This is a genomic window from Arthrobacter sp. Cza30 (assembly GCF_059090765.1).
In genome coordinates this window covers 500,974-526,628 of record NZ_JBNHGA010000004.1, presented here as the reverse complement: position 1 = coordinate 526,628, position 25,655 = coordinate 500,974, and the positions used below count along the sequence as shown (strand labels likewise).

Below are 25,655 nucleotides of genomic sequence, written 5' to 3'. Positions count from 1 at the left end.
GCGTCAGTCCCGGAGATCGTCGGCGTCGGGAACCCGCACCATGATCTCCTGGGCGACGCTGGCCAGCAGCAGCCCGTCGACGGAGTAGATCCGACCGGTCGCGAGGCCCCTGCCGCCGCGGGCGCTCGGGGACTCCTGGACGTAGAGCATCCACTCGTCGACCCGGCCGAACCGGTGCCACCACATCGCATGGTCCAGGCTGGCGACCTTCAACCCCGGAGTCTGCCACGCCACACCGTGCGCGCGCAGGATCGACTCCTGGATCGTGAGGTCGCTGAGGTACGCCAGGGCGGCCCGGTGGATCCCCGGCTCGTCGGGGATCGCGCGCCGCACCCGCATCCACACCGCCTGGCGAGGCTCCCGACGGCCCTCGACCGTGGTGTAGATGGGCGAGGGAATGTGGCGGAGGTCCACGGGTCGATCGGTGAACAGCCGCTTGGACATGGGGTGCAGGCCGTGCAGATGCGCCTCCACATCGGGAAGCTCGTCAGGAGCCGGCACATCGTCGGGCATCGGCTGGGCGTGCTCGAGACCGGGAGCCTCGTCCTGGAACGACGCGATCATCGAGAAGATCGGCACGCCGCCCTGGAAGGCCTGCGTGCGACGCGTCGAGAAGGAGCGGCCGTCGTGGATGCGGTCGACCGCGAACGTGATGCCCTGTGTCGAGTCGCCCGGCCGGAGGAAGTAGCCGTGCATCGAGTGCACGATGCGGTCGTCCGGAATGGTGCGCGCCGCCGCCACGATCGACTGCGCGAGCACCTGACCGCCGTACACCCGCCCGAGCGGCATCGACTGCGACACCCCGGTGAAGATGTCCTCGGTGGTCCGCGCATCCGACCCGCTGAGGTCGAGCACCGACAGCATCGAGGCGACGGGGTCCTCGTCCGCGCGGACGTCCTCCACGGCGCTCCTTCCCGGGGCCGGCGTCCGCACGAGCTCCCGCTTGGTAGCTTAGGGGGCGATGACTCCGCGTCTGCTGCTCGCCGATGCCGCCACTGCCGCCGACGCGCTCACGTTCGCCGGCCGGGCCGCACGCTTCACCAGCGAGGGCGTGCGCCTTCAGGCGGGCGGGGGAGTGCTCGTCATGACGGCGGCGCCGCTGGCGCCGCGTGGCTTGGGCGATGCCACTCCCACGGTCCTCGCCCTGCGCACCCTCGCCGTCGATCCCGAGCTGGTCTGCGACCTCGTCGTCGAGCCGGACGCCCTCGCCGCCGCCGCTGACGACGACTCCGCGCTCGAGCTGCCGGCCACCGCCCTCTCCCCGGCCTGGGCGGGCGTCGCGCCGCCGCGGGGCGGCTGGCAGGAGCGCGGAGGCATCGAGGCATCCACGCTCGCGGCGAAGGCCCAGGCGGGCATCGCGAAGGTCGCCCGCACGGTCCCCGTCGACGCCGGCGAGGACGCGGTGCGCGCCGTCCGCGCCGCTGTGTGGGGGGAGCCGGACGCCGAGCTGGGCGATCTCCCGCTCGGCACGGCGTTCGCGGCGCTGTCACTCGGGTTCATCAGCGGTGCCGAGACGGCGCGGGTGCTGGGCAACGGCGCGTGGACGCGCGTGAGCCTGCGTCGCGGGCACGTGCTCGTCCGGGGTCCCCTGGTGTCGGGCCTCACACCCGTGCGACGCACCGGGCCGCCGAGCGCCTGAGGTCAGACCGCCGTCGCCGCGGCGCGTCCCGCGACCCGGCCCGTGAAGAGGCATCCGCCCAGGAAGGTGCCCTCGAGCGCCCGGTAGCCGTGGACACCACCGCCGCCGAAGCCGCTGGCCTCACCGGCCGCGTACAGACCGGGGACCGGCTCGCCGGCGCTGCTGAGCGCCCGGCCGGACAGATCGGTCTCGATGCCGCCGAGGGACTTCCGGGTGAGCACGTGGAGCTTCACGGCGATGAGTGGACCGGCACCGGGGCCGAGGATCCGATGCGGGGTCGCGGTCCGGATGAGACGGTCGCCGCGGAACGCCCTCGCCGAGCGCAGCATGGCGATCTGCGCGTCCTTGGTGAACGGGTTCTCGATCTCCCGGTCGCGGGCCTCGACCTCGATGCGGACCCGGTCCGGGTTCAGCGCCTCCCCGCCCGGTAGCGCGCGCATACCCGCGATCAGATCGTCGAGGGTGTCACGGACGACGAAGTCGTCGCCACGGTCGAGGAATGCCTGGACGGGACCGGCGGCGCCCTTGCCCAGGCGCGATCTCGCGAGCAGTCGGACGTCCTTCCCCGTCAGGTCGGGGTTCTGCTCGCTGCCCGAGAGGGTGAACTCCTTCTCGACGATCTTCTGCGACAGCAGGAACCACGAGTGGTCGTAGCCCGTCCCACGCAAGTGCGCGAGGGTTCCCAACGTGTCGAAACCCGGGAAGAGCGGCACCGGCAGACGCGTGCCGGTCGCGTCCAGCCACAGCGAGGACGGCCCCGGAAGGATGCGGATGCCATGGTTCGGCCACACCGGGTCCCAGTTGCGGATCCCCTCGACGTAGTGCCACATGCGGTCGCCGTTGATGAGGCGCGCGCCCGCAGACGCAGCCGCCGTCTGCATCGAGCCGTCCACGTAGGCCGGCACACCGGCGACCATCGTCGCGGGCGGTGTGCCGAGCCGGTCGGGCCACCACCGCCGCACCATGTCGTGGTTGCCGCCGATGCCGCCGGACGCCACGACCGTCGCGCCGGCGGTGATCGCGAACGTCCCGACCGCCTCACGGCTCGAGGGGACGCCGCGCGCAGCCCCGGACGGGGCCAGGATGTCGCCTTCGGCGCCGGTGACGACACCGCCGGCCGTCGTGAGCGCCGTCACGCGGTGCCGGGGCAGGACCGCGACGCGACGGTCGTGTTCGGCCGCCTCCACTGTCGACTGGAACGCGGCGACCAGTCCAGGGCCGGTGCCCCACGTGATGTGGAAGCGGGGAACGGAGTTGCCGGGACCGGTCGCGGTGTAGCCGCCGCGCTCTGCCCACCCCACGATGGGGAAGAAGCCGAGCCCCTTCTGTCGCAGCCAGGACCGCTTCTCGTGATGCGCGAACTGCAGGTAGGCCTCCGCCCAGCGGCGCGGCCAGCGGTCGTCCTCGCGGTCGAAGCCGGCGGTGCCGAACCAGTCCTGCCGTGCCAGCTCCAGCGAGTCAGAGATCCCCAGCCGCCGCTGCTCGGGGGAGTCGACGAAGAACAGGCCGCCGAAGGACCACCATGCCTGGCCGCCGAGATTCGATCGGGGCTCCTGGTCGACGATGATGACGCGCTTGCCGGCGGCGACGGCCTCGGAGGCGGCGACGAGCCCTGCCAGCCCCCACCCGATGATGAGCACATCGGTGCTGTGCGTGTCGGATGCGGGCATGTCGACTCCTTCGTCGGCAGGATCGGTGTCAGTGGGACGAGCCTGGGTCGGTCGGCGGGGGTGCGGTCAGCGGAAGGGATGTCGTCGCGCGGCCGTGGGCAGCCGGTCCGATCCCGGTCGGCTCGAAGGTGTTCACCATGGCGAAGGCGGCCCGCTGCAGATAGTCCCACAGCGTCGCCTCCTGCAGCGGAGGCAGCTGCAGCTCGTCGACGGCGACGCGCATGTGGGCGAGCCAGCGGTCGCGCGCGTCCGGGTTGACGTGGAAGGCGGCGTGACGCATCCGCAGACGCGGATGACCCCGCTCCTGACTGTACGTGCCCGGTCCGCCCCAGTACTGCTCCAGGAACAGCGTCAACCGCTGCCTGGCGGGCCCGAAGTCCTCCTCGGGGTACATCGCGCGCAGCACGTCGTCCTCGGCGACGCCCCGGTAGAAGGCATCGACGAGGCGCACGAACGTCTCGTGGCCGCCGACCTCCTCGTAGAAGCTCAGAGGCGTGGCATCGGTCATGACGGGTCCTTCGGGGTCTGCGGTGCGCTGTCCGAGGGGGTGGACGCGGCGTCCTTCCTCCCCGCGCGCTTCAGGCGCCAGGTCGGGCGCTCGGGAGCGGGCGGCACGGGGGTGGGCCTGGTCCGCGGCGGGTTCGCACCGCGCACCCGATGCGCCCCCTCGATGCCCGTGGGCATGACGGTCGTGAGCGCGGGAAGCGCCACGCCGAGCTCGTCGATGGTCTTCTTCAGGCGCATGCGCAGTTCGCGCGCCACGTCGTCCTTCGCGTTGGCCCGCGTCTTCATCACCAGGCGGATCACCAGCGCCTCGCCGGTGATCGACTCCAGGCCCCAGACCTCCGGCTGCTCCAGGATGCGCGTGCGCCACTTCGGGTCCTTCGCCAGCCCCTTGGCGGTCGCCAGCAGCGCCTTCTCGACCTCCTCGATGTCGGCATCCAGGCCGACCGACAGGTCGATGATGACGCGCGACCAGCCCTGCGACAGGTTGCCGATGCGCGTGATCTCGCCGTTGCGCACGTACCAGAGGGTCCCGTTCACGTCGCGGACGTGGGTGACGCGCACGCTGACGAACTCCACGATGCCGGTCGCGAGGCCGAGGTCGACGACATCGCCGATGCCCACCTGGTCCTCGGCGACGATGAAGATGCCGTTGAGCACGTCCTTCACGATGTTCTGCGCGCCGAAGCCGAGGCCCGCGCCCACGGCGGCGGTGAGCAGCGTCAGCGACCCGAGTGCCGACGGCGCGATGACGTTGATGATCAGCAGAAGCGCGATCACCACGATGGTGACGTTGACGATGTTGTGCAGGATCGACCCGAGCGTGCGGGTGCGCTGCACCAGCCGGACCGAGGCCAGCGGCGATCGCTCGATCGCCTGGGTGTCCTCCGCCTTCGCCTTCGACTTGGCACCGGTGACGATGCGATTCACGACGCGGCGGATGACGCCCGTGAGAATCCAGCCGAGGATGAGGGCACCGACGATGATCGCCGCGATCGTGAGCAGCTTGCCTCCGACGTGCACGAAGAAGACACCGACGCTCGCCCACCAGTCGGCGTCGGTGAGATCGACGGAGGGGGTGGGCACGGGAGTCACGGAGGCGGCGCGGAACATCGCCACGATCCTAACGATCCGTCCGGCGCTCGACCTGTGGCCGCGCTCAGGCTGGCGGCCAGTCCCTGGGACCGGGGGGCAGGGGAGCGGACGGGTCGACGAGGCGATGCCGATGAGCCAGGATCACGGCGTGGACGCGATCCCGTGCGCCGACCTTGGCCAGAACGCGTCCGACATGGGATTTGACGGTGGACTCGCTCACGTAGAGGTGCTGGGCGATCTCCGCGTTGGTCATCCCTTGGCCGATCGCGAGGAACACGTCGCGTTCGCGTTCGGTGAGATCCGTCAGGGGATCGCCCGATCCTTCCTCCGCCGGGGACCCGGCCAGGCTCTGACCGGCGCGCACCCGCTCGATCAGTCGTCGTGTGACGCGCGGCGCGAGCACCGCGTCGCCGCGATGCACCGCGCGGATCGCGGCGGTCAGCTCCACCCGCTGCGCGTCCTTGAGAAGGAAACCTCCCGCCCCGGCATCCAGCGCCGCGAAGGCGTACTCGTCCAGATCGAAGGTGGTCAGCACCAGCACGCTGGTCGCCGGGTGAGCGTCGACGATGCGGCGCGTGGCGGCGATCCCGTCGGTGCGCGGCATGCGGACGTCCATCAGCACGACATCCGGCTCGTGGGCGGCCACTTCGCGCAGCGCCTCCTCGCCGTCTGCAGCCTCGCCGACCACCTCGAGGTCGGGCTCGGCGTCGAGCACGAGCCGGAACCCCACGCGGATGAGCTCCTGATCGTCGACCAGCAGGACACGGATGCGGTGCGTCACGGCGCGAGCTCCTCGATGACGGGGGCGGCGTGACGGCGGGGGAGCGAGGCGCGCACGATCCAGCGGTCGCCGCCCGCGGGGCCGACCTCCACGGATCCTCCGACATGCGCGACCCGTTCGTGCAGGCCCGGGATGCCGTAGCCCCCGCGGGCCCGCGCTCGTTGCGTGCCGGCAGTCGTGGGGGTGCCGTCGTTGGAGACGACGATCTCGATCGCCTCGTCGCGGGCGACGATGTTCACGTCGATGACGGAGGCGCTCGGCGCGTGGCGCATCGCGTTCGTGAGAGACTCCTGCACGATCCGGGTGACGGCCAGTCGGACGTCGGCGGGGAGCCCGTCGAGCGAGCCCTCGATGTGCAGAACGGCGGGCATGCCGGCCCGCTGCGCGGCCTCGACGGCGTCGGCCACAGTCGCCGACCCCAACGGCGCCAGCGGCGTTCCGGCGGCCGCATCGGGATCGCGCAGGACACCGAGCATCGCACGCATCTCCTCGAGCGCGCTCCGAGCCGTGGCGGCGATGCTCTCGGACGCGGCGCGGGCGCGCGCCGGGTCGGCGGTCGCGGCTGCGCCTTCGGCCAGAGCGACCACGACGGTGAGGTTGTGCGACACGATGTCGTGCATCTCGCGCGCGATGCGGGTGCGCTCGGCGGCCGTCGCGAGCTGCGCCTGCTGGTCCCGTTCGATGAGCAGCTGCCGAGACCGATCGATGAGCGCGTCCAGGTACCGGCGTCGGCCCCCCACGTTGGTGCCGATCAGGCCGCCGATGAGCATGGCCACGACGGCCGACACGAACGTCGAGACCAGGAACCCGAACTCGGCGGGCATCGCCGCCACGGCCAGACCGGTGTAGACGGCGAGCGCCGCGCACGCGATCCCGAAGGCGGTCCAGCAGGCGCGCGTCGATCGGTACACCGCGACCGCGTAGAGCCCGAACGCGGGCATGAGGTGGGATGCCGGCGCCAGACTCGGGGGCAGCACGACCGCCGGAATCATGGTCGCAGTGAAGATCATGAGCGGCCGGTCGCGGCGGAGCACGAGCGACGCAGATGCGAGCGCGACGAGGACGATCGCGAATGCGATCTCCACCGCGGTCGGCGGTATCGGGAAGGCTCCGCGGAAGGTCGCGGCAGGCGCCGACAGCAGGAAGGCCACCGCCGCGACAAGCACATCGGCCAGCCGGCGATGACGCGCCCAGAACCGGCGCAGGAATCCGGGCGCCCGGGGCAGCAGCAAGCCGTCGTCGGTGCCGGGATCGGCACCGACGACCGCTCGACGGTCGCGACGGGACATCCGGTCGACTCTACGCGTCGCGCGTCCGCAGCACCGCCCAGCCCAGGACGAGCGGCCCGGCCACCCAGCCCCCCAAGGAGAGCAGCGAAGGAACGATGTCCTCCGCGCCCGGAGTGGCCAGCGTGGCCGCGGCATTCATCGGGAGGTAGTCCGCGAGGTCGACGAGCCACTGCCAGCCCTCGCCCGCCATCGAGAACAGGCTGAACACGATCGGCAGCACGAACAGCACACCGACGGTGGCGGCGATGGCACCGGCACCGTTGCGCACGATGAAACCGAACCCCAGACCGATCAGGGTGAAAGCGACCATCGACAGCACGCCGAACGCCAACGGGACGAACGACCGCGACGGCTCCGACCAGTCGATCGCCTCGGACAGGAGCGGCGCGGTGGCGACCACGGCCGCGGCGTAGATGACCGCCGTCGTGAGCGCCATGAGCACCGCGACCACGACGCCCTTCGCCGCGACGACCGCGCCGCGGCGGGGCTCGGCGGTCAGGGTGGAGCGGATCATGCCGGTCGAGTACTCGCCGGTGATCACGATCGCGCCGAGGATGCCGGCCACGAGCATGGTGAACTGCGTGGGCGAGAGGATCGCGCTGGCGGCAGGGTATCCAGGCCCGAAATCGGAGGAGGCCGCGGCGATCATCGTCGAGATGCCGACGGACAGCACGCCCGCGACTCCCAGCGACCACCAGGTCGATCGCACGGTGACGACCTTGATCCATTCGCTGCGAAGCAGTCGGGTGAACGACAGCCGATAGGACGAGGCGGCCCCGGAACGAGTCGTCGGCGCGGTGGCGAGGGCGGTCATGCGATCTCCTTGGTCTTGTATTCGACGGCTTCCCCGGTGAGGGCGAGGTAGGCCTCTTCCAGCGATCCGCTGCGGGGCGTCAGCTCGTGAACGGGGATCCCGAGCGAGGCCGCGGCGTCGCCGACGGCGGCCGCGGTGACCCCGGTGATCTCGGCGACTCCCGGCGTGGTCGCGGTGACGGTCACCTCCGGGCCGGCCACGGCCGCGACCAGGTCGGACAGGCGCGGCGATCGGACGAGGACGGCGTGCGAAGTCCATGCCCGCACCAGCTCGGCCAGGTCGGCGTCGGCCAGGACCTGGCCGCGGCCCAGGACGATGACGTGATCCGCCGTCTGCGCCATCTCGCTCATCAGGTGGCTCGACAGGAGCACCGTGCGGCCCTCTGCGGCGAGGTGACGGACGAACTGCCGCACCCAGCGCACGCCCTCGGGGTCGAGGCCGTTCACCGGCTCGTCAAGGATGAGCGTGCGGGGGTCGCCGAGCAGGGCGGCCGCGATCCCGAGACGCTGACCCATACCCAGTGAGAACTTCCCTGCTCTCTTTCCCGCGACCGACCCGATGCCGGTCAGCTCGATCACCTCGTCCACCCGGCGGCGTCCGATGCCGTGGGTGGCAGCCATGGCGCGCAGGTGGTTGCGCGCGGAGCGTCCGGTGTGCACGGCCTTGGCATCCAGCAGGACGCCCACCTCGGTGAGAGGAGCGCGAAGTCGGCCATAGGCCGCGCCGCCGACCGTGACGGTTCCGGAGGTGGGACTGTCGAGACCGACGATCATGCGCATCGTCGTGGACTTCCCGGCGCCGTTCGGACCGAGGAATCCCGTGACCTTCCCGGGCTGGACGGTGAACGACACGTTCGAGACGGCTGTCCTGTCACCGAAGCGCTTGGTGAGCTGTTCTGCAACGATCATGCACTCCACGCTAGGAGCGCGCGTCTCGTCGGTGCATCCACCCGCGGGACGATCTCCGGGGCCCGGCGACCGGTACCCAGGTGCCGCAGGTGACGGATGCCCCGGGCCGTCGTCCACGGGCCGAGGCATCCGGAACACGGGCTATTCGGCGTCGCGCTCCTGCACCGACAGGGCCCGCTCGACGCCCGCGAGGTTCTCGGCCACCAGGCGACGCAGCGCCGGCGCGGCGTCCCCGTTCGCCTCCAGCCACCGGCGGGTGGCGTCGCGCAGCTCGATGTTCGCCAGCGGCGCGGGGTAGAGCCCGGCGATGAGGTACTCGGCGATCTTGTAGGTGCGCGAATTCCAGATCGGCAGGACGCTGTCGAAGTACGGCCCGACATACGAGGTCAGCAGCTCGCGGCCGGCGGGGTGGACGAAGCCGAGCGCGGCCGACCGCACGATCGTGTTCGGCAGATCGTCCCGCTCGACGAGCGAGGACCAGGCCGCGGCCTTCGCCTCGGGGGTAGGGAGCGCCGCCTTCGCCTGGGCCGCGAACTCGCCGCCCTTCGCGGTGTTGTCGGCCTCGAGCGCCGCGTCGATGTCGGCCGTCGTCACGAGTCCGCCGGCAGCCAGCGAAACAAGCAGCTGCCACGAGAGGTCGGTGTCGATGTCGAGGCCGGCGAAGGTCACCTCGCCGTCACGGACCTGGCGCACCTTCTCCCACTGCCCCGATGTCGCTGCGGCGCTCGCGAACGCGGTCACGAACTGCAGCTGGCTGTCGCTGCCGGGAGGCGCGCTCTGTGCGAGCTCCCACAGCGCGTCGGCGACCTTCTCACGCGTGAGGTCGCGCCGGTCCGGAGCGACGTACGAGTTCGCCGCCAGCAGCAGCTGGGCGAGCGTGGTGCGGACCGTTGTCGACTCCGTCTCGGAGCCGATGTTCCGAAGCACCAGGTCCACGTAGTCGGACGCGGACGCCTCGGCGTCCCGCGTCTGGTCCCAGGCGGCGCCCCACACCAGCGACCGGGCCAGCGGGTCGCTGATCTTCGCGAGGTGGTCGATCGCCGTGGCGAGCGACCGGTCGTCGAGGCGGATCTTGGCGTAGGCCAGGTCGTGGTCGTTCAGCAGCACGAGGTCGGGACGCTTGCGTCCCTTCAGCTCCGGCACCTCGGTCAGGTCGCCGTCGACGTCGAGCTCGACGCGGTGGACGCGCACCAGCGCGTCACCCTGCAGGTCGTAGAACCCGACACCCAGGCGATGGGGGCGGATCGTGGGGTAGTCCGCGGGCGCGGTCTGCACGATCGCGAACCGCGTGATGGTGCCGTCGGCGTCCGAGCGGATCTCGGGCGACAGCGTGTTCACCCCGGCGGTCTCCAGCCACTTCCTGGACCAGGTCGACAGGTCGCGGCCGCTGGTGGCCTCCAGCTCGACGAGCAGATCGGTCAGCTCGGTGTTGGACCACTCGTGCTTCTTGAAGTACGCCGCGACGCCCGCGAAGAACTCATCGATGCCCACCCAGGCGGCCAGCTGCTTGAGCACCGAGCCGCCCTTGGCGTAGGTGATGCCGTCGAAGTTGACCTGCACATCCTCGAGGTCGTTGATCTGGGCGACCACAGGGTGGGTCGAGGGCAGCTGGTCCTGCCGGTACGCCCACGTCTTCTCCATGGCGTTGAAGGTGGTCCACGCCTCGGTCCATTCCGTCGCCTCGGCCGTGGCGATGGTGGAGGCCCACTCGGCGAACGACTCGTTGAGCCAGAGGTCGTTCCACCACTTCATGGTGACGAGGTCGCCGAACCACATGTGGGCGAGCTCGTGGAGGATCGTCACGACCCGACGCTCCTTGACGGCGTCGGTCACCTTCGATCGGAACACATAGGTCTCGGTGAACGTGACGGCGCCGGCGTTCTCCATCGCGCCGGCGTTGAACTCGGGGACGAACAGCTGGTCGTACTTCGCGAACGGGTACGGGTAGTCGAACTTGTCCTCGAAGTACGCGAAGCCCTGCCGGGTCTTCTCGAAGATGTAGTCGGCGTCCAGGTGCTGCCACAGACTCCGGCGGGCGTACACACCGAGCGGGATGACCCGTCCGGACGCGCTGGTGAGCTCCGAGAACGTGGCCTCGTAGGGTCCGGCGATGAGCGCGGTGATGTACGACGAGATGCGCGGGGTCGGCTCGAAGGTCCACGTCGCCGTGCCGTCGCCGAGCGTCTGCGGCTCGGGGGTGGGCGAGTTCGAGACGACCTTCCACGACTCCGGCGCCGTCACGGTGAACTGGAACGTGGCCTTCAGATCCGGCTGCTCGAACACCGCGTACATCCGGCGGGAGTCGGGCACCTCGAACTGCGAGTACAGATACACCTCGCCGTCGACGGGATCGACGAAGCGGTGCAGGCCCTCACCGGTGTTGGTGTACAGGCAGTCGGCGTCGACGACGAGCTCGTTCTCGGCCGCAAGGTCCTCCAGAGCGATCCGCGAGTCGGCGAAGGCGGTACCGGGGTCGATGGAACGGCCGTTGAGGGTGATCTCGCGCACCTCGCGCGCGATCAGGTCGATGAACGTCGACGCGCCCGGCGTGGCGGTGAAGCGCACGACGGTGCGGGAACCGAACACCTCGGCGCCCCTGGTCAGGTCGAGCACGACCTCGTACGACTGGGTGTCGACGATCGACCGGCGCTCCTGCGCTTCGATGCGGGTGAGGTTCTCTCCAGGCACTTGATTCTGCTCCCGTGGGTGAGGGTGACGGACGATCCGGACCGCGGCCACGCCGCAGTCCAACCGACGGCCGCACGAGCGCTGCTGGCACCGGCGACAACCGTCCCAGCCTATTCCAGGGCGTCGCCTGCGTTGGAGCATGTGGGAGAACAGCTCCGCTCGCGGTGTCAGGATGGAAGGGTGACATCCCGTGAGCAGCGAGTCGTCCCCTTCGCGTCGCCGGCGGCGGCGTCCGGCAGCCCGCATGTCGAGGAGGCGGTCGCGTACGACGCGATCCTCCTGGCGGGCTTCGGAGGCCCCGAGGGACAGGACGACGTGATCCCGTTCCTGCGCAACGTCACCCGTGGGCGCGGCATCCCGGACGAGCGCCTCGAGGAGGTCGCGCACCACTATCGGCACTTCGACGGCGTCAGCCCGATCAACGCGCAGAACCGGGCGCTGAAGGCCGCGCTCGAGGCGGAGCTCGCGCGCCGTGGCATCGACCTCCCGGTGTACTGGGGGAACCGCAACTGGTCGCCGTACCTCGAAGAGGCCGTGAAGGAGGCAGCCGAGGCCGGCGACACGACGCTGCTCGGACTCGCCACGAGCGCCTACTCGTCCTTCTCGAGCTGCCGGCAGTACCGCGAGGACTTCGCGCGTGTGCTCACCGAGACCGGCCTGTCCGAGACGGTGACGATCGACAAGGTGCGCCAGTTCTTCGATCACCCCGGTTTCGTCCAGCCCTTCGTCGACGGCGTGCGTGACGCCGTGGGCGGATTCCTCTCCGACGGTGTCCCCGCCGACGGGCTGCGGGTCCTGTTCTCGACGCACAGCATCCCGACCGCGGATGCCGAACGCTCCGGTCCCCGCGAGGGGGACCCGCTGCACCGCGATCTGGGAGCCGGCGGCGCGTACGCCGCTCAGCACCTCGCTGTCGCCGAGGTCGTGATGGCCGCCGTCGCACAGGACATCCCGGGCGCCGCGGCGGTCGAATGGGACCTGGTGTACCAGTCGCGCTCCGGCCCGCCCACGCAGCCCTGGCTCGAGCCCGACGTCAATGACGTCATCGCAGAGCTTCCCGGTGCGGGCGTGCAGGCCGTCGTGATCGTGCCGCTGGGCTTCGTGAGCGACCACATGGAGGTCCTGTGGGACCTCGACACCGAGGCGATGGATGCCGCCGAGCAGGTGGGTCTGCGGGCCGTGCGCACCCCCACACCGGGCGTCGACCCGGCGTTCGTCGCCGGGCTGGTCGACCTCGTCGAGGAACGGCTCAACGGCACCCCCGTCGCGGAGCGTCCCCATGCCACCGCGCTCGGCCCCTGGTTCGACGTGTGCCGGCCGGCCTGCTGCGAGAACATCCGGGCCGGGTTCAAGCCCGCTGCGGCGGGGCTCGCCCCGTAGCAGCGGCATCCGCTCGCCACCCCCTTCTCTCTAGGATTGAGCCCATGCGCATCCACATCGCGACCGACCACGCCGGGCTGGAATTCTCGACGCAGCTGCAGCACCATCTCGCCGCAGCCGGCCACGAGGTCGTCGACCACGGGCCGGTCGAGTACGACCCGCTCGACGACTACCCGGCCTTCTGCATCCGGGCGGCACAGGCGGTCGTGCGCGATCAGACTGCGGGGATCGAGACGCTCGGCGTCGTCTTCGGCGGCTCCGGCAACGGCGAGCAGATGGCGGCCAACAAGGTGCACGGCGCCCGCGCGGCGCTGGTGTGGAGCATCGCCACGGCGGAGCTGGCGCGCGAGCACAACGACGCCAATGTCATCGCGATCGGCGCGCGGCAGCACACCTTCGACGAGGCGGTGTCGTTCATCGACCGTTTCATCGAGACGCCCTTCTCGGGCGAGGAGCGCCACGCGCGGCGCATCGCGCAGCTGGCGGCGTACGAGCAGGACGGCACGCTGGCGCCGGACCCCCGCGCCGGCGCGGGCACCGCGGACGTCCTCGACGCCGACGAGAGCTCATTCGATCCAGAAGCAGGCTGAGCCGCATGCCCGAAGGCCACTCCGTCCATCGGATCGCACGCCAGTTCGACCGGAACATCGTCGGCCGGGCGGTGGAGGCCTCGAGCCCGCAGGGGCGCTTCGCCGAGGGCGCGAGCATCATCGACGGCCGGACCGCCACATCGGTCAAGGCGGTCGGCAAGCACATGTTCCTCGAGTTCGACGACGACATCTGGCTTCGCGTGCACCTGGGCATGTACGGTGCGTGGGACTTCGCAGGAGAGATCGTCGTGGACCCCACCATCGCGTCGGCCAACGGGCGCATGGGGCACACCAACCAGCGTGGGACGCGCCTGGATGACCCGATCCTCGACACCGCGGGGGAGAACTCCCTCTCCTCGATCGGCGCACCCCGCCTGGCGCGGGTGCACGTGCGCATGTCGGAGCAGACGACCGGGCTCGGCGACGACGACGCGACCTGGCCGCCTCCCGTGGTCGGTCAGGTGCGCCTGCGGCTTCTGACGGCGGTGACGTGCGCCGATCTGCGCGGTCCGACGGCGTGCGTGCTGCAGACGCCGGAGGAGGTCGCGGCGACCATCGCCAAGCTCGGGCCCGATCCTCTCGTGGACGACGTCGCCGAGGGGGAGGAGCGCTTCACCGCCGTCGTGCGCCGCAAGCCCACCGCCATCGCGCTGCTGCTCATGGACCAGAGCGTCGTCAGCGGCATCGGCAACGTCTACCGCGCAGAGCTTCTCTACCGGGCGAGGCTGAATCCGCACACACCCGGCCGCGACGTCCCTGAGGAGCTCGTCCGCGCGCTGTGGCGCGACTGGGTGCGGCTCCTCGCGATCGGCGTCGAGACCGGGCAGATGATGACCATGGATGACCTCGATCCCGAGGCGTACCGGCGGGCGATGGCCAATCGCGACGACCGGCACTGGGTCTACCGGCGCGCGGGCCTGCCGTGCCGCGTGTGCGGGACGACCATCCTCGTCGAGGAGGCCGCGGGGCGGAACCTCTACTGGTGCCCGTACTGCCAGGCCTGACACCGCGGAGACGCCGGTGCTCGTAGGCTGAGTCCATGCGTCAGAACCCCAGTTTCGCGATGACGGACGTCGCCGAGATGCGGCGGGTGGTCGAGCACAATCCCTGGGCCACGATCATGAGCGCCACCGATGAGGGGCTTGTCGCGTCTCACTACGCCGTGATGCTGGATCCCGGCAGGGACGATCTGACGATCGTCGGTCACGTGGGCAAGCCCGACGACCTCATCCACGGACTCGGGGAGCGTGAGCTCCTGGTGATCCTGCAGGGACCGCACGGATACATCTCGCCCGGGTGGTACGGCGACACGCCGAGCGTGCCGACATGGAACTTCGTCGCGGTGCACCTGTCGGGCGTCCCGGAGGTCCTCACTCCGGAGGAGAACCTGCAGGTGCTGGACCGCCTGGTCGCGCGGTTCGAGAGCGGGATGCCCGCGCCGCGGCTGATGTGGGAGCGACCGAACGATCCGGAGTACGTGCGCCGGCTGGAGAGAGGCACTGTGGGCTTCCGACTCACCCCTACCCGGGTGGTCGCCAAGCGGAAGCTCAGCCAGAACCGCCCCGACGAGGTCGTCGAGACGATCATCGCCGAGCTGGAGCAGGGCGCGAGCCCGTACGCCGACCCGCGCCTGGCCGGTGAGATGCGGCGCGATCTCGACGCCCGGCGAGCCGCTCGATGACGCTGGAGCGCGCCGCGATGCCGGACGTCATCGCGGATGCGCGTCTGACGGGTTCGCAGCGCACCGACCCGTTCGGCGGCGAACCCGTCGACATCCACCTCGCCCACGGCATGGTCGTCGACATCGCGCCCGCCGGTGCGCTTGCGCGCCGCGGCGCCGTCTTCGATGCGCGAGGCGCATGGGTCGTGCCCGGGCTCTGGGACCATCACGTGCATGTGGTGCAGTGGGCCCTCGCAGCCCAGCGCGTGCCGCTGGGCGAGGCGATCTCCGCGTCGCATGCCGCCTCGCTGATGTCCGAGGCCCCGATCCTGCCGGACGGCCGGAGGATCGGAACCGGATTCCGCGACGCCCTGTGGATCGACCGCCCCACCCTGGAGGTGCTCGACGCCGCGACCGGCGAGGTCCCGAGCTACCTCATCAACGCCGATGTGCACAGTGTGTGGCTGAACTCCGCGGCGCTGCGGCGTGAGGGCTTCGCGCCCGATGGCGTCGGCATCCTGCGTGAGGAGCCAGCGTTCGAGATCTCCCGTCGCCTCAACGCCGTCGAACCCGCCCAGTCGGACCCGCTCGTGACCCGCATGGCGCAGGATGCCGCGTCGCGGGGCGTGGTCGGCATCGTGGACCTCGACATGGCGTGGAACGAGGACGCGTGGGTCCGCCGCCTCGGCGGGGGCTTCGACGCGCTGCGGGTCTCGTTCGGCGTCTATCCCGAACACCTCGACCGTGCGATCTCCGAGGGGCTGCGCACCGGCGACGCGGCGCGCGGGTCGGACTCCGATCTCGTGCGGGTCGGACCGCTCAAGGTGATCAGCGACGGCTCCCTCGGCACACGCACCGCCGCCTGCTCGCACGCGTACCCCGATGACCCGCACAATCACGGGCTGATCACGGTCGACCGTGCCACCCTGGTCGAGCTGATGACCCGCGCCACCGCCGCGGGCATCGCATCGGCGATCCACGCGATCGGCGACGTCGCCAACTCCCACGCCCTCGACGCGTTCGCCGCGTCCGGCGCCTGGGGCACCATCGAGCACGCGCAGCTGGTCGCGCACGCGGACATTCCGCGCTTCGCGCGGCTCGGTATCGGCGCGAGCGTGCAGCCGGCTCACGCCCTCGACGACCGTGATCTCACCGACACCATCTGGGCGGACCAGACCGCCCAGCCCTACCCCTTCCGCTCGCTGGCCGCTGCGGGCGCGCACCTGCTGTTCGGCTCGGACGCGCCGGTTTCTCCGCTGGACCCGTGGGCCGCCATGGCGGCGGCGGTCTTCCGCACGCGGGACCGCCGGGAGCCGTGGCAGCCGCATGAGCGTCTGGATGCTGCGACCGCGCTCGCGGCCTCGACGCGCGGCGGTTCGGCGGAACCCGCGCGCGTGCAGCCGGGTGATGTCGCCGACCTCGCGCTGTGCGCGGTCGATCCTCTCGTCGCCGATGAGCCGACGCTGCGCGGGATGCCCGTCGCCGCGACCCTCCTCGCCGGCCGGCTCACCCACGTGGCGTGAGGACGGGACGGAGCGCTTCGGGGGACAGCCCCCGTATCGGCCGGGGTGCCGGGGGGATGCCGCGCGCGACGCGGGCCGGACACAGTGGGAGCATGACGTACACCGCCCCTTCGATGGCAGCCGGTACGGGGACCGGCATGTCGCACCCGGACACCCGCGAGGAGAGCCGCATGGCAGAGACGATCGCCGACGCGCCGTCGGCGTCGCACGCCGACCGGCCGCGTGCCTTCTGGGCCGCGTACGGCCTGGCGTGGACGCGGACGGCCGGCAGCGCTGTGTACCTGCTGGCTGTGTTCGTGCTCGCCATTGTCTCGATCTCGCTGCTCATGCCGCTGTTCTGGGCCGGCGTGGGCCTGCTGGTGCTGGTTCTCGGTCTGCCGCTGCTCGTGCTCAGCCTCCTCGTCGCCCGGGGATTCGGCGTCGCGGACCGGTTCATGCTGGGGCTCACCGGACTTCCCCGGATCGCCGAACCGGAGTGGGATCGCGATCCCGAGCCGCGCGCGGGCTTCTGGGCGTCGCTCAGCCGGCCGGTGCGGAATCCGCACTACTGGGTCTATCTGCTGCACGGCACGATCGTGAGTCCCGTCATCAGCACGATCACGTTCGCCCTCACCGTGGCGTGGCTGAGCGTGTCGTTCGGCGGGCTCACCTACTGGTTCTGGGGATCGTTCATCCCACGCGGCGATCGTGACGTGCTGTGGGGTGACTACGTCGCCGACGCGCTGCCCCTGCTGTTCGGAGGCTGGTCCGGCGATGCGGTCGAGGTGGCGCTGTACCTGGTGGCAGGCCTCCTGTTCGCCTTCACCCTCCCGTGGGTGACGGGCGGACTGGCCCGCGTGCATCACGCCATCGCACAGGGGATGCTCGGACGCTGGCGCTCGGACGATCTGGCTGCGGAGGTGCGTGCCGAGGCTGCGGCGCGCGGGGCGGCCGTGCACGCCGAAGACGTCGCCCTGCGCCGCCTCGAGCGCGACATCCACGACGGCCCGCAGCAGCGTCTCGTGAGGCTCCAGATGGATCTGGCCGCGCTCGAGCGGCGGGCGGCGAACGGCGACGCCGACGCCGCCGCCGAGCTCGCCCGCGACGCCCGAGGTCACGCAAAGGCCGCACTCGACGAGCTGCGCGCCCTGTCGAGCGGCGTCGCGCCGCCGCTGCTGCAGGACCGGGGCCTGTCCGCCGCACTCGGAGCGGTCGCGGCCGGCTCGCCCCTCGCGGTCCATCTCGATGTGGATCCGCGTCTGGACGAGGCTGTGACACCCGAGGTGGCGCGGACGGTGTACTTCGTGGTGGCCGAGCTCCTCACCAATGCGGCCAAGCACGCCGGCGCCACGGCGGCCACGCTGAAGGCGGCGCTGCGTCGCACGTCCACCGGAGCGCCGACGCACCTGGATGTCTGGATCGTCGACAACGGCCGAGGCGGCGCCGTCGTGAGGCCGGGGCACGGCCTGGAGGGGCTGCGTGAACGTGTCGCCGGCCTGCGCGGCGCGCTCGTCATCGACAGCCCGGCCGGCGGACCGACGTCCGTCGGCGCGCACATTCCTCTCGCGGCGCCGACGACATGAGCGCGGCCTATCCTGAACCGGTGACCGAGGCGTCTCTGGCACCGCCGCGTGTGGTGGTCGTCGAGGATTCGCTGCTGCTGCGCGAGGGACTGGTGCGGCTGTTCGACGAAGCGGGATACGTCACGGCGGGGGCCTGGGGCGATGCCGAGGACATCGTGGCGCGGGTGCGCGCCTCGGACGCGGATGTCGCGATCCTCGACGTCCGGCTCCCACCGGGTTTCCGCGATGAGGGCATCCGCGCCGCACTCCAGCTCCGAGCCGCCCTGCCGGCTGTCGGCATCCTGGTGCTGAGCCAGTACGTCGAGGGCGTCTACGCCCGTGAGCTGCTTGCCGGAGGCGAGGGTGGCATCGGCTACCTGCTGAAGGACCGCGTGACCTCGCTGGACGAGTTCACCGATGCGGTGCGCCGGGTGCGCGAACGCGGAACCGTGCTCGATCCCCTCGTGGTGCAGGGGCTGCTGTCGTCACGGCCGGATCCACTCGCGACCCTGACTCCTCGCGAGCGCGACGTGCTGACCCTCATGGCCGAGGGGCGGAGCAACACCAGCATCGCCGAGCGGCTGTGCATCGGCGTGGGCGCCGTGGAGAAGAACATCAGCGCGATCTTCGCCAAGCTCGGCCTCGAGGAGTCGGGGACCGAACACCGTCGGGTGCTCGCGGTGCTGGCGTTCCTGCAGCGGCCGTGATGCACGAAGACCCCCGGGATTCCCGGGGGTCTTCGCGGCGATCGATCACTCGGCGAGGTGCGCGAAGAGGAACCAGCGGTCCTTCTCGAGCGATTCCTTGATGCCGATCGCGATGTCCTGGCTGGTGAGGTCGAACTCGTCGAGGCCGTCGATCGCGGCCTGGACGTCGGCGATCACCGCGTCCATGTCGGCGATCACGGCGCGCACCATGTCGTCCCACTGCGTGAAGCCCGCCGGGACCGCGGTGGCCGCCGTCTTGGCGGCGATCGTCGCCACGCGGGCGTCGATGGGAAGGCCCAGGGCGACGATGCGCTCCGCCGCCTGGTCGGCGCCCTCCTGCGCGTGCGCGACGACCGTGTCCAGGAGCTCGTGGATCGCGATGAAGTTCGCGCCGCGCACGTTCCAGTGGGCCTGCTTGCCGTTGACCGCGAGGGCCTGCAGGCCCAGCGCCACGGGCGTGAGGAACTGCGCGGTGGCCGCCGCCACGTCGGGATTGGCAGCCGTCGCGGGGATCGTGTTCGTCTTGTGCATCTTCGTCGCCTCCATCGTCGGGAGGGTCGCTCCATGCGGGCGATCGTCCTCCGATGGACAGAACGCTACTCAGCCGCCGGCATTCCGCAAGCAAGACAAGGCTGGGCTAACACGCCCTGCCGCCTGTCGGGTGCGGGCATGTCCAGCCGCAGCGGCTAACGTCGATGCGTGCCCTCCGCCGATCACGACCTCGGACCGCAGCGCCTGAACTCCCCGGCCACGACGGTGACCCGTCAGCCCGTGGAACGCTCTCCCGAGCACGCCGAGCCGTCCCGCTTCATCCCGCACGTCCAAGGCCTCCGTGCGATCGCGGTGCTGTGCGTCGTGCTGTACCACTTCTGGCCCGCCCGCTTTCCGGGGGGCTACATCGGCGTGGACATCTTCTTCGTGATCTCCGGGTTCCTGATCACGGCGCACCTGATGCGCGAGCTGACCGCGACTGGGACCGTGCGCCTCGGGCAGTTCTGGGCGCGCCGCGCCCGACGGCTCCTGCCGGCATCCCTCCTGGTGCTGCTGGTGTGCGCGGTCGTGGTGATGTCGCCGTACCTCATGCCGACCTCGGCCCTGCCGAACGAGGTGCGCGAGATCCTCGCCTCGACGTTCTACGTCGAGAACTGGTACCTCGCGCTGAACTCGGCCGACTACCTCAACCACGGCGGCGAGCCGACCACGGTGCAGCACTACTGGTCGCTGTCGCTGGAGGAGCAGTTCTACGTGATGTGGCCGCTCATCATGCTCCTGGCGGCGTGGGTCGGCGTCCGGTGGCTCCGCGGCGCACGCCGCCGCGCCGTTCTCCTCGCACTCGGAGCGGTGTCGCTGGCCTCGTTCGTCTTCTGCGTGATCTTCACGATCACCGACCCCGCGCCGGCCTACTTCGTCACCTTCGGGCGCATGTGGCAGTTCGGCGTGGGGGCCATGGTGGCCTTGATCCCGATGCTGCGCGTCCGCAACGCGTGGGGCAGCTTCCTCCTCGGCTGGGGCGGCATCCTCGCCCTCCTGGCCGCCGCATTCGGCTTCGACGGACAGACGCCGTTCCCGGGGTACACGGCGGCGCTCCCGACGCTCGGAGCCGCGGCGGTCATCGCGGCGTCGAACACCGAGCGCTGGTGGTATCCGACGCGCATCCTGTCCCTGCGTCCGGCGCAGTTCGTCGGCGACATCTCCTACTCGCTGTATCTGTGGCACTGGCCCCTGATCGTGATCGCCCCCTCGGTGCCCTTCTGGGGGCTGACGATCTACCATCGGGTGGCGCTGCTGGGCCTGTGCTTCGTGCTCGCGTGGCTCACCAAGCGCTTCGTGGAGGATCCCGCGCGCGGCTGGCGTGTGCTCACGACGCGCCCGGCGCGGGTGACGCTGTGGTCGTCGCTGGCGGCGATGGTGGCAGTCGCGCTCGTCGCGGCCACCGCCTGGTTCGTGAACGCCCCGCTGTACAGCGCGGCCACACGGGACATCCAGCAGCTGCAGGAGGACCCTCCGCCGTGCTTCGGGGCGGCATCCGTGCTCGACGCGTCCTGCGCGTCGGCCGAACCCGCAGACACGATCCTGCCCGCGCCGGGTTTCGCCGGCATCGACCGGCCCGCTGACGAGCAGTGCTTCGTGCAGCTCACCGACGCCAGGCCGGTGTCGTGCACGTTCGGCTCAGACGATCCCGACGCGCCGCGCGTCGCCCTCATCGGCGACAGCCACGCGTATCAGCTGCTGTCGACCTTCCAGCGCATGGCCGACGAGAACGGCTGGCAGCTGGTGACCTGGTTCAAGGGCGCCTGCCCGTGGAACACCACACCGCTGTCGACGCCGGGCGCCTTCGGCGAGGCGTGCACGCAGTGGCGCGAGCGGGTGCAGGCGGCGCTCTCGGACAGCGACCTGGACGCGGTGTTCACGGCGGCGATCGCCACCACTCCGTACGCGTCGGCCGGCTTCGCGTCCTCGCACGACGCGGCGGTGGCCGGCTACCGAAACGCGTGGAGCACGGTCACCGACCGCGGCATCCCCGTCATCACGGTCGTCGACAACCCGGTGTGGGAGGCCGACCCGAACAAGTGCCTGCGCACGCGCGACGCCGCCGAGTGCGACGCGCCCCGGTCGGAGGTGCTCGTCGCCGACGATCCGCTCCGGGACGCCGCATCCGGCTGGGACGAGGTCACGCTGCTGGACTTCACCGACGTGTTCTGCGACGACGAGGTGTGCAAGCCCGTCGTCGGCGGCGCGAACGTGTACCGCGACCAGGATCACCTCACGGTGACCTTCGCCGATTCGCTGGCCCCCTGGTACGCCGACGCGATCCGCGCCCGTCTCGCCGGATAGCCGCGACCGGCCCGGGCGTAGGGTCGAGGCATGACCATCGCCGATGACCCCACGATCCTCACCATCGCCGGTCGCGCGCCCGCCATCGACCCCGCCGCCTTCGTCGCCGCCGGCGCCCGCGTGATCGGGGCGGTCACGCTCGACGAGGGTGCGAGCGTCTGGTACAACGCGGTGCTGCGAGCCGACAGCGACGCGATCACGGTGGGGGCAGGCAGCAACCTCCAGGACAACGTCGTGGTCCACGTCGACGCGGGACACCCGGTGCACATCGGCCGCGACGTCTCGGTCGGGCACAACGCCGTCGTCCACGGGTGCACGATCGGCGACGGCTCGCTGGTCGGGATGGGAAGCGTCGTGCTGTCGGGCGCGGTGATCGGCGAGGGCAGCCTCGTCGCGGCCGGCGCCGTCGTGCTGGAGGGCACGGTGGTCCCGCCCGGATCCCTCGTGGCAGGAGTTCCCGCGAGGGTGCGGCGCGAGCTGACCGAAGACGAGCGTTCGGGCATCCTGAAGAACGCGCAGTCCTACCGGGCTCACGTTGCGGGCCACGCACAGGCGGCCCCGGCCGTCGGTTAGGCGTTCGCGATGCGCATCGAATCGCTCCAGCCGGACGAGGTGTTCGTCTTCGGCTCCAACGCCTCCGGCGCCCACGGCGGGGGAGCGGCGCGGTTCGCCTACGAGCGCTTCGGTGCGGTGTGGGGACAGGCCGAAGGTCTCCAGGGGCGGTCCTACGGCATCGACACGATGTCGGGACTGCGGGTGTTCGAACAGCAGGCCGGCCGGTTCCTCGAGTTCGCGCGGGAGCACCCCGAGCTGCGGTTCCTGGTGACCGAGGTCGGGTGCGGCATCGCCGGGTACACCCCGGAGCAGGTCGCCGCGTTCTTCGCCGGCGCGCCGGCGAACGTCGTGCTTCCGGAGTCGTTCAGACGCGTGATCGCTCGCGCAGCTGAGTGAGCGCTCGAGTCGTGCCGTCTGCGCGCGCTGACGTCCCGGTGTTCATTCGCGCATCTCCCACGGACTCCACCTCCTCATCCGCGCGCTCCGGGCAGTGGACGGCCGGGCGGCGAGCCGATACGTTGTGCGCAACGCACGTCCGTGGGGGAGAACGACAAGGAAGTACGTTCATGGCAGATTCGCGCCCCGTAGGGGTCACCATCGTCGCAGTGCTCGCGTGGATCTCGGGATTCTTCAGCATCCTGGGAGGCATCCTGATGATCGTCAGCGGCCTGGAGGTCGCCAGCATGAGCCGCGAAGCGCTCATCGTCGCTGCGGTCATCTCGATCATCGTCGGAATCGCGGTGATCATCGTGAGCTTCGGACTCTTCCGGGGAAGCAACGTCGCGAGGATCATCACGACGGTCGTGTTCGTGCTGAACATCGTGAACGCCGTCGTGCAGATGTTCACGGGGAGCCAGAGCCTGTGGACGGCGCTGCTGTCGGCGCTGCCGTCGATCATCGGCGTCATCCTGCTCTACACGAAGGCGGCGAACTCCTTCTTCACGCGTTGAGCCGGCGGGAGGCCCCGCCGAGGATGAGACGATCGGAGAATGGACAGCGCCGATCGACCAGCGCAGACCCAGCCGTCGGAGGGCGTCTGGGTCGAGCGGGCTCCCGGCTTCCGGCGGTGGGAGAAGTCGACCGTCCTGGGTACGGGGGAAGATGTCTGGGAGTGGGCCCGCGGTGAGGTGCTGCGCTGGGGCGTGAAGACGCGAAGCGGGTTCTCGATCGCGTCGGGTGCATCGGCGACGGCAGGGGATCGACCGGTGATCAGGGCGCATGCTTTCGGGCTGTCCATCAGCGAGCCCGTCGAGGTGATCGAAGTCGTGGACGACCCCGACCGCGTCGGCTTCGCCTATCGGACCCTGCCCGGGCATCCTGTCGCAGGCGAGGAGGCGTTCATCGTGCATCGGCGGGCGGACACGGTCGTCCTCACTCTCCGGTCGCTGACCCGCCCGGCCGCCGAGCGACGCTGGCGCGTGCTCTACCCGGCCCTGCTGGTGGCCCAGGCCGTCGCGCGCCGGCGCTATCTGCGGGCTCTGCGCCTCCGGGCGCCTCACTGACCGACGCGGCGCGTCGCTCTCCAACGGCATTCACGCGGAAGCCCCGCAGGGCGGCCTTCGGCCGGCCCGTCGGGCTGTGGAGACGATGACGGGAATCGGCCGCTGCGGATCGGTTCCCGCGGCATCAACGCGCATGCCCGCAAGGGCGACCCGCGGCCGCCCCTGCGGGCATCGGAGGGGATGACGGGAATCGAACCCGCACCATCAGTTTGGAAGACTGAGGCTCTACCATTGAGCTACATCCCCGCGACCGCGTATCGCGGCATCCGACAGTCTAGTGGAAGACGCGGGCACCCCCGAACGCGCGTCACCCGCGCCGACGAGGCCAGGCGCGTCGGCTAGACTTCTCGGGGCCGAATGGCGCGTGTACGCGTGCGAACCCGCCCGGGGCGTAGCTCAGCTTGGTAGAGCGCCCGCTTTGGGAGCGGGAGGCCGCAGGTTCAAATCCTGTCGCCCCGACAACAGGCCGTTCCAGAATTTCCGAACCCAGACCTTCAGCATCCGCGCGCACGCGGTCCGATCGAGGAGAAGTAACAGGCATGGTGAACAGCACCGTCGAGAAGCTCAGCCCCACGCGGGTGAAGCTGCACATCACGGTCAGCCCCGAAGAGCTCAAGCCGAGCATCACGCACGCGTACGAGCACATCGCGCAGGACGTGCAGATCCCGGGCTTCCGCAAGGGCAAGGTTCCGGCGCCGATCATCGACCAGCGCATCGGCCGTGTCGCCGTCCTCGAGCACGCCGTGAGCGAGGGCCTGGACGGGTTCTACCGCGAGGCCGTGGCCGCCAACGAGCTGCGGGTGCTCGGCCGGCCGTCCGCCGAGGTCACCGAGTGGCCCAACGAGAAGGACTTCTCGGGCGACCTCGAGGTCGAGGTCGAGGTCGACGTGCGTCCCGACTTCGAGCTGCCCGACTTCGAAGGAACGACGATCGAGGTCGAGGCGGCCGAGGTCGATGAGGCAGCGATCGACGAGGAGCTCGACCGCCTGCGCGCCCGCTTCGGCACCCTCGTGACGGTCGACCGCCCGGCGGCGGCCGGCGACTTCGTCGAGCTCGACCTCGTCGCCACCATCGACGGCGCCGAGATCGACCGCGCCGAGGGCGTGTCGTACGAGGTCGGCTCCGGCGAGCTCCTCGAGGGCATCGACGACGCCATCGAGTCCCTCACCGCCGGCGAGGACACCACCTTCCGCTCCAAGCTGGTCGGCGGCGAGCACGCCGGCGAGGAGGCCGAGGTCTCCGTCACGGTCAAGAGCGTCAAGGAGCGCGAGCTCCCCGAGGCCGACGACGACTTCGCGCAGATCGCGAGCGAGTTCGACACCATCGCGGAGCTGCGCGAGAGCCTGAAGGACCGCGTGGGCCAGCAGTCGGTGTTCACGCAGGGCTCCGCTGCGCGCGACAAGCTCGTCGAGACGCTGCTGGAGCAGGTCGACATCCCCGTCCCGCCGCAGCTGATCGAGGACGAGGTGCACAACCACCTCGAGTCCGAGGGCCGCCTCGAGGACGACGTCCACCGCGCCGAGGTCGCCGAGGCCAGCGAGAAGCAGTTCAAGACCCAGATGCTGCTGGACAAGATCGCCGAGCAGACCAACGTGCAGGTCTCGCAGGACGAGCTCACGCAGTACCTCGTGCAGTCGGCCGCCCAGTACGGCATGGCGCCCCAGGAGTTCGTCAACGCGCTGCAGCAGGGCAACCAGCTGCCGGCCCTCGTCGGCGAGGTCGCCCGCAACAAGGCCCTCGCGGTCGCGCTGGGCAAGGTCAAGGTCGTCGACACCAACGGCAACCCCGTCGACCTCACCGGCTTCGTCGCCGTCGAGGACGAGGAGGCCGCCGAGGAGGAGGTCGTCGAGGAGGCGCAGGAGATCGCCGACGCGGCTGCCGACGCAGACGCCGCCGAGGCCGAGGAGGCCGAGAAGAAGCCGGCCAAGAAGACCCGCGCCAAGAAGGCCGCCGACAAGGAGTAGTCGGGAAGGG

The 25,655-nt window shown here is 70.7% G+C and carries 24 protein-coding genes and 2 tRNA genes; 15 read left to right on the top strand and 11 right to left on the bottom strand.

Features of this window, described 5'->3' with window-relative positions; all coding sequences use genetic code 11:
- Positions 1-3 precede the first annotated feature (3 nt).
- Positions 4-864 (bottom strand): acyl-CoA thioesterase, encoded by an 861-nt coding sequence (locus AC5RVZ_RS16100; protein ID WP_494066998.1) that lies wholly within the window; start codon positions 862-864, stop codon positions 4-6.
- A 97-nt stretch (positions 865-961) separates the two neighbouring features.
- Between AC5RVZ_RS16100 and AC5RVZ_RS16095 the strand changes: the two genes are divergently transcribed.
- Positions 962-1,639 carry a DUF8185 domain-containing protein gene (locus AC5RVZ_RS16095; RefSeq protein ID WP_494066772.1) on the top strand — a complete coding sequence of 226 codons (678 nt, stop codon included), beginning with the start codon at positions 962-964 and terminating at the stop codon, positions 1,637-1,639.
- 2 nt (positions 1,640-1,641) lie between these two features.
- On the opposite strand, the gene AC5RVZ_RS16090 is transcribed toward AC5RVZ_RS16095, so the two are convergent.
- From AC5RVZ_RS16090 to pepN, 8 genes are all read right to left on the bottom strand, one after another.
- Positions 1,642-3,309 (bottom strand): FAD-binding dehydrogenase, encoded by a 1,668-nt coding sequence (locus AC5RVZ_RS16090; protein WP_494066771.1) that lies wholly within the window; start codon positions 3,307-3,309, stop codon positions 1,642-1,644.
- A gap of 28 nt (positions 3,310-3,337) precedes the next feature.
- Positions 3,338-3,817, bottom strand: a complete 480-nt coding sequence (locus AC5RVZ_RS16085) for a globin (RefSeq protein WP_494066770.1) — start codon at positions 3,815-3,817, stop codon at positions 3,338-3,340.
- Entirely contained in the window at positions 3,814-4,926 is a 1,113-nt protein-coding gene (locus tag AC5RVZ_RS16080; RefSeq protein ID WP_494066769.1) for a mechanosensitive ion channel family protein, read from the bottom strand. The genes AC5RVZ_RS16085 and AC5RVZ_RS16080 overlap by 4 nt, the downstream gene beginning before the upstream one ends.
- A 46-nt stretch (positions 4,927-4,972) precedes the next feature.
- Positions 4,973-5,689, bottom strand: coding sequence for a response regulator (locus AC5RVZ_RS16075; protein ID WP_494066768.1), 717 nt, complete (start codon positions 5,687-5,689; stop codon positions 4,973-4,975).
- Positions 5,686-6,978: a sensor histidine kinase gene (locus AC5RVZ_RS16070; protein ID WP_494066767.1), complete on the bottom strand. Its 1,293-nt coding sequence runs from the start codon at positions 6,976-6,978 to the stop codon at positions 5,686-5,688. The genes AC5RVZ_RS16075 and AC5RVZ_RS16070 overlap by 4 nt, the downstream gene beginning before the upstream one ends.
- 10 nt (positions 6,979-6,988) lie before the next feature.
- A complete protein-coding gene (locus AC5RVZ_RS16065) occupies positions 6,989-7,792 on the bottom strand; it encodes an ABC transporter permease subunit (protein ID WP_494066766.1) in 804 nt (267 codons plus the stop codon).
- Positions 7,789-8,700 (bottom strand): ABC transporter ATP-binding protein, encoded by a 912-nt coding sequence (locus AC5RVZ_RS16060; RefSeq protein ID WP_494066765.1) that lies wholly within the window; start codon positions 8,698-8,700, stop codon positions 7,789-7,791. The genes AC5RVZ_RS16065 and AC5RVZ_RS16060 overlap by 4 nt, the downstream gene beginning before the upstream one ends.
- A 141-nt stretch (positions 8,701-8,841) precedes the next feature.
- Positions 8,842-11,388, bottom strand: coding sequence for an aminopeptidase N (gene pepN / locus AC5RVZ_RS16055; RefSeq protein ID WP_494066764.1), 2,547 nt, complete (start codon positions 11,386-11,388; stop codon positions 8,842-8,844).
- Between the two features lie 180 nt (positions 11,389-11,568).
- On the opposite strand from pepN, the gene AC5RVZ_RS16050 reads away from it, so the two are divergent.
- The 7 genes from AC5RVZ_RS16050 (at position 11,569) to AC5RVZ_RS16020 (ending at position 18,789) form a co-directional block, all read left to right on the top strand.
- The gene (locus AC5RVZ_RS16050; RefSeq protein ID WP_494066763.1) at positions 11,569-12,768 is read left to right on the top strand and encodes a ferrochelatase; all 1,200 of its coding nucleotides are present in this window, start codon (positions 11,569-11,571) and stop codon (positions 12,766-12,768) included.
- A 44-nt stretch (positions 12,769-12,812) separates the two neighbouring features.
- The gene (locus AC5RVZ_RS16045; RefSeq protein ID WP_494066762.1) at positions 12,813-13,358 is read left to right on the top strand and encodes a ribose-5-phosphate isomerase; all 546 of its coding nucleotides are present in this window, start codon (positions 12,813-12,815) and stop codon (positions 13,356-13,358) included.
- A 5-nt stretch (positions 13,359-13,363) separates the two neighbouring features.
- Positions 13,364-14,362: an Fpg/Nei family DNA glycosylase gene (locus AC5RVZ_RS16040; RefSeq protein ID WP_494066761.1), complete on the top strand. Its 999-nt coding sequence runs from the start codon at positions 13,364-13,366 to the stop codon at positions 14,360-14,362.
- A gap of 35 nt (positions 14,363-14,397) precedes the next feature.
- Positions 14,398-15,039: an FMN-binding negative transcriptional regulator gene (locus AC5RVZ_RS16035; protein WP_494066760.1), complete on the top strand. Its 642-nt coding sequence runs from the start codon at positions 14,398-14,400 to the stop codon at positions 15,037-15,039.
- Positions 15,036-16,541: an amidohydrolase gene (locus tag AC5RVZ_RS16030; protein ID WP_494066759.1), complete on the top strand. Its 1,506-nt coding sequence runs from the start codon at positions 15,036-15,038 to the stop codon at positions 16,539-16,541. Before AC5RVZ_RS16035 ends, AC5RVZ_RS16030 begins: the two co-directional genes overlap by 4 nt.
- Positions 16,542-16,633: 92 nt before the next feature.
- Entirely contained in the window at positions 16,634-18,103 is a 1,470-nt protein-coding gene (locus AC5RVZ_RS16025; protein ID WP_494066758.1) for a sensor histidine kinase, read from the top strand.
- A complete protein-coding gene (locus AC5RVZ_RS16020) occupies positions 18,100-18,789 on the top strand; it encodes a response regulator transcription factor (protein WP_494066757.1) in 690 nt (229 codons plus the stop codon). Before AC5RVZ_RS16025 ends, AC5RVZ_RS16020 begins: the two co-directional genes overlap by 4 nt.
- A 45-nt stretch (positions 18,790-18,834) precedes the next feature.
- Here AC5RVZ_RS16020 and AC5RVZ_RS16015 read toward each other — a convergent pair whose 3' ends face one another.
- A complete protein-coding gene (locus AC5RVZ_RS16015; protein ID WP_494066756.1) occupies positions 18,835-19,320 on the bottom strand; it encodes a Dps family protein in 486 nt (161 codons plus the stop codon).
- Positions 19,321-19,488: 168 nt separating this feature from the next.
- Between AC5RVZ_RS16015 and AC5RVZ_RS16010 the strand changes: the two genes are divergently transcribed.
- The 5 genes from AC5RVZ_RS16010 (at position 19,489) to AC5RVZ_RS15990 (ending at position 23,681) form a co-directional block, all read left to right on the top strand.
- Positions 19,489-21,624, top strand: a complete 2,136-nt coding sequence (locus AC5RVZ_RS16010) for an acyltransferase family protein (RefSeq protein WP_494066755.1) — start codon at positions 19,489-19,491, stop codon at positions 21,622-21,624.
- 30 nt (positions 21,625-21,654) lie between these two features.
- Entirely contained in the window at positions 21,655-22,197 is a 543-nt protein-coding gene (locus AC5RVZ_RS16005; RefSeq protein WP_494066754.1) for a gamma carbonic anhydrase family protein, read from the top strand.
- Positions 22,198-22,206: 9 nt separating this feature from the next.
- Complete coding sequence (locus tag AC5RVZ_RS16000) at positions 22,207-22,575, top strand: A1S_2505 family phage non-structural protein (protein ID WP_494066753.1); 369 nt, start codon at positions 22,207-22,209, stop codon at positions 22,573-22,575.
- A 170-nt stretch (positions 22,576-22,745) separates the two neighbouring features.
- The gene (locus AC5RVZ_RS15995) at positions 22,746-23,129 is read left to right on the top strand and encodes a hypothetical protein (RefSeq protein WP_494066752.1); all 384 of its coding nucleotides are present in this window, start codon (positions 22,746-22,748) and stop codon (positions 23,127-23,129) included.
- Positions 23,130-23,168: 39 nt separating this feature from the next.
- The gene (locus AC5RVZ_RS15990) at positions 23,169-23,681 is read left to right on the top strand and encodes a DUF1990 domain-containing protein (RefSeq protein WP_494066751.1); all 513 of its coding nucleotides are present in this window, start codon (positions 23,169-23,171) and stop codon (positions 23,679-23,681) included.
- A 175-nt stretch (positions 23,682-23,856) separates the two neighbouring features.
- Here AC5RVZ_RS15990 and AC5RVZ_RS15985 read toward each other — a convergent pair.
- Positions 23,857-23,927: transfer RNA gene (locus AC5RVZ_RS15985), tRNA-Gly, on the bottom strand.
- Positions 23,928-24,066: 139 nt separating this feature from the next.
- Here AC5RVZ_RS15985 and AC5RVZ_RS15980 point away from each other — a divergent pair.
- Together AC5RVZ_RS15980 and tig are read left to right on the top strand one after the other, a co-directional pair.
- Positions 24,067-24,140 (top strand) — tRNA-Pro (locus AC5RVZ_RS15980).
- An 80-nt stretch (positions 24,141-24,220) separates the two neighbouring features.
- Positions 24,221-25,645 carry a trigger factor gene (tig, locus tag AC5RVZ_RS15975; protein ID WP_494066750.1) on the top strand — a complete coding sequence of 475 codons (1,425 nt, stop codon included), beginning with the start codon at positions 24,221-24,223 and terminating at the stop codon, positions 25,643-25,645.
- Positions 25,646-25,655 lie beyond the last annotated feature (10 nt).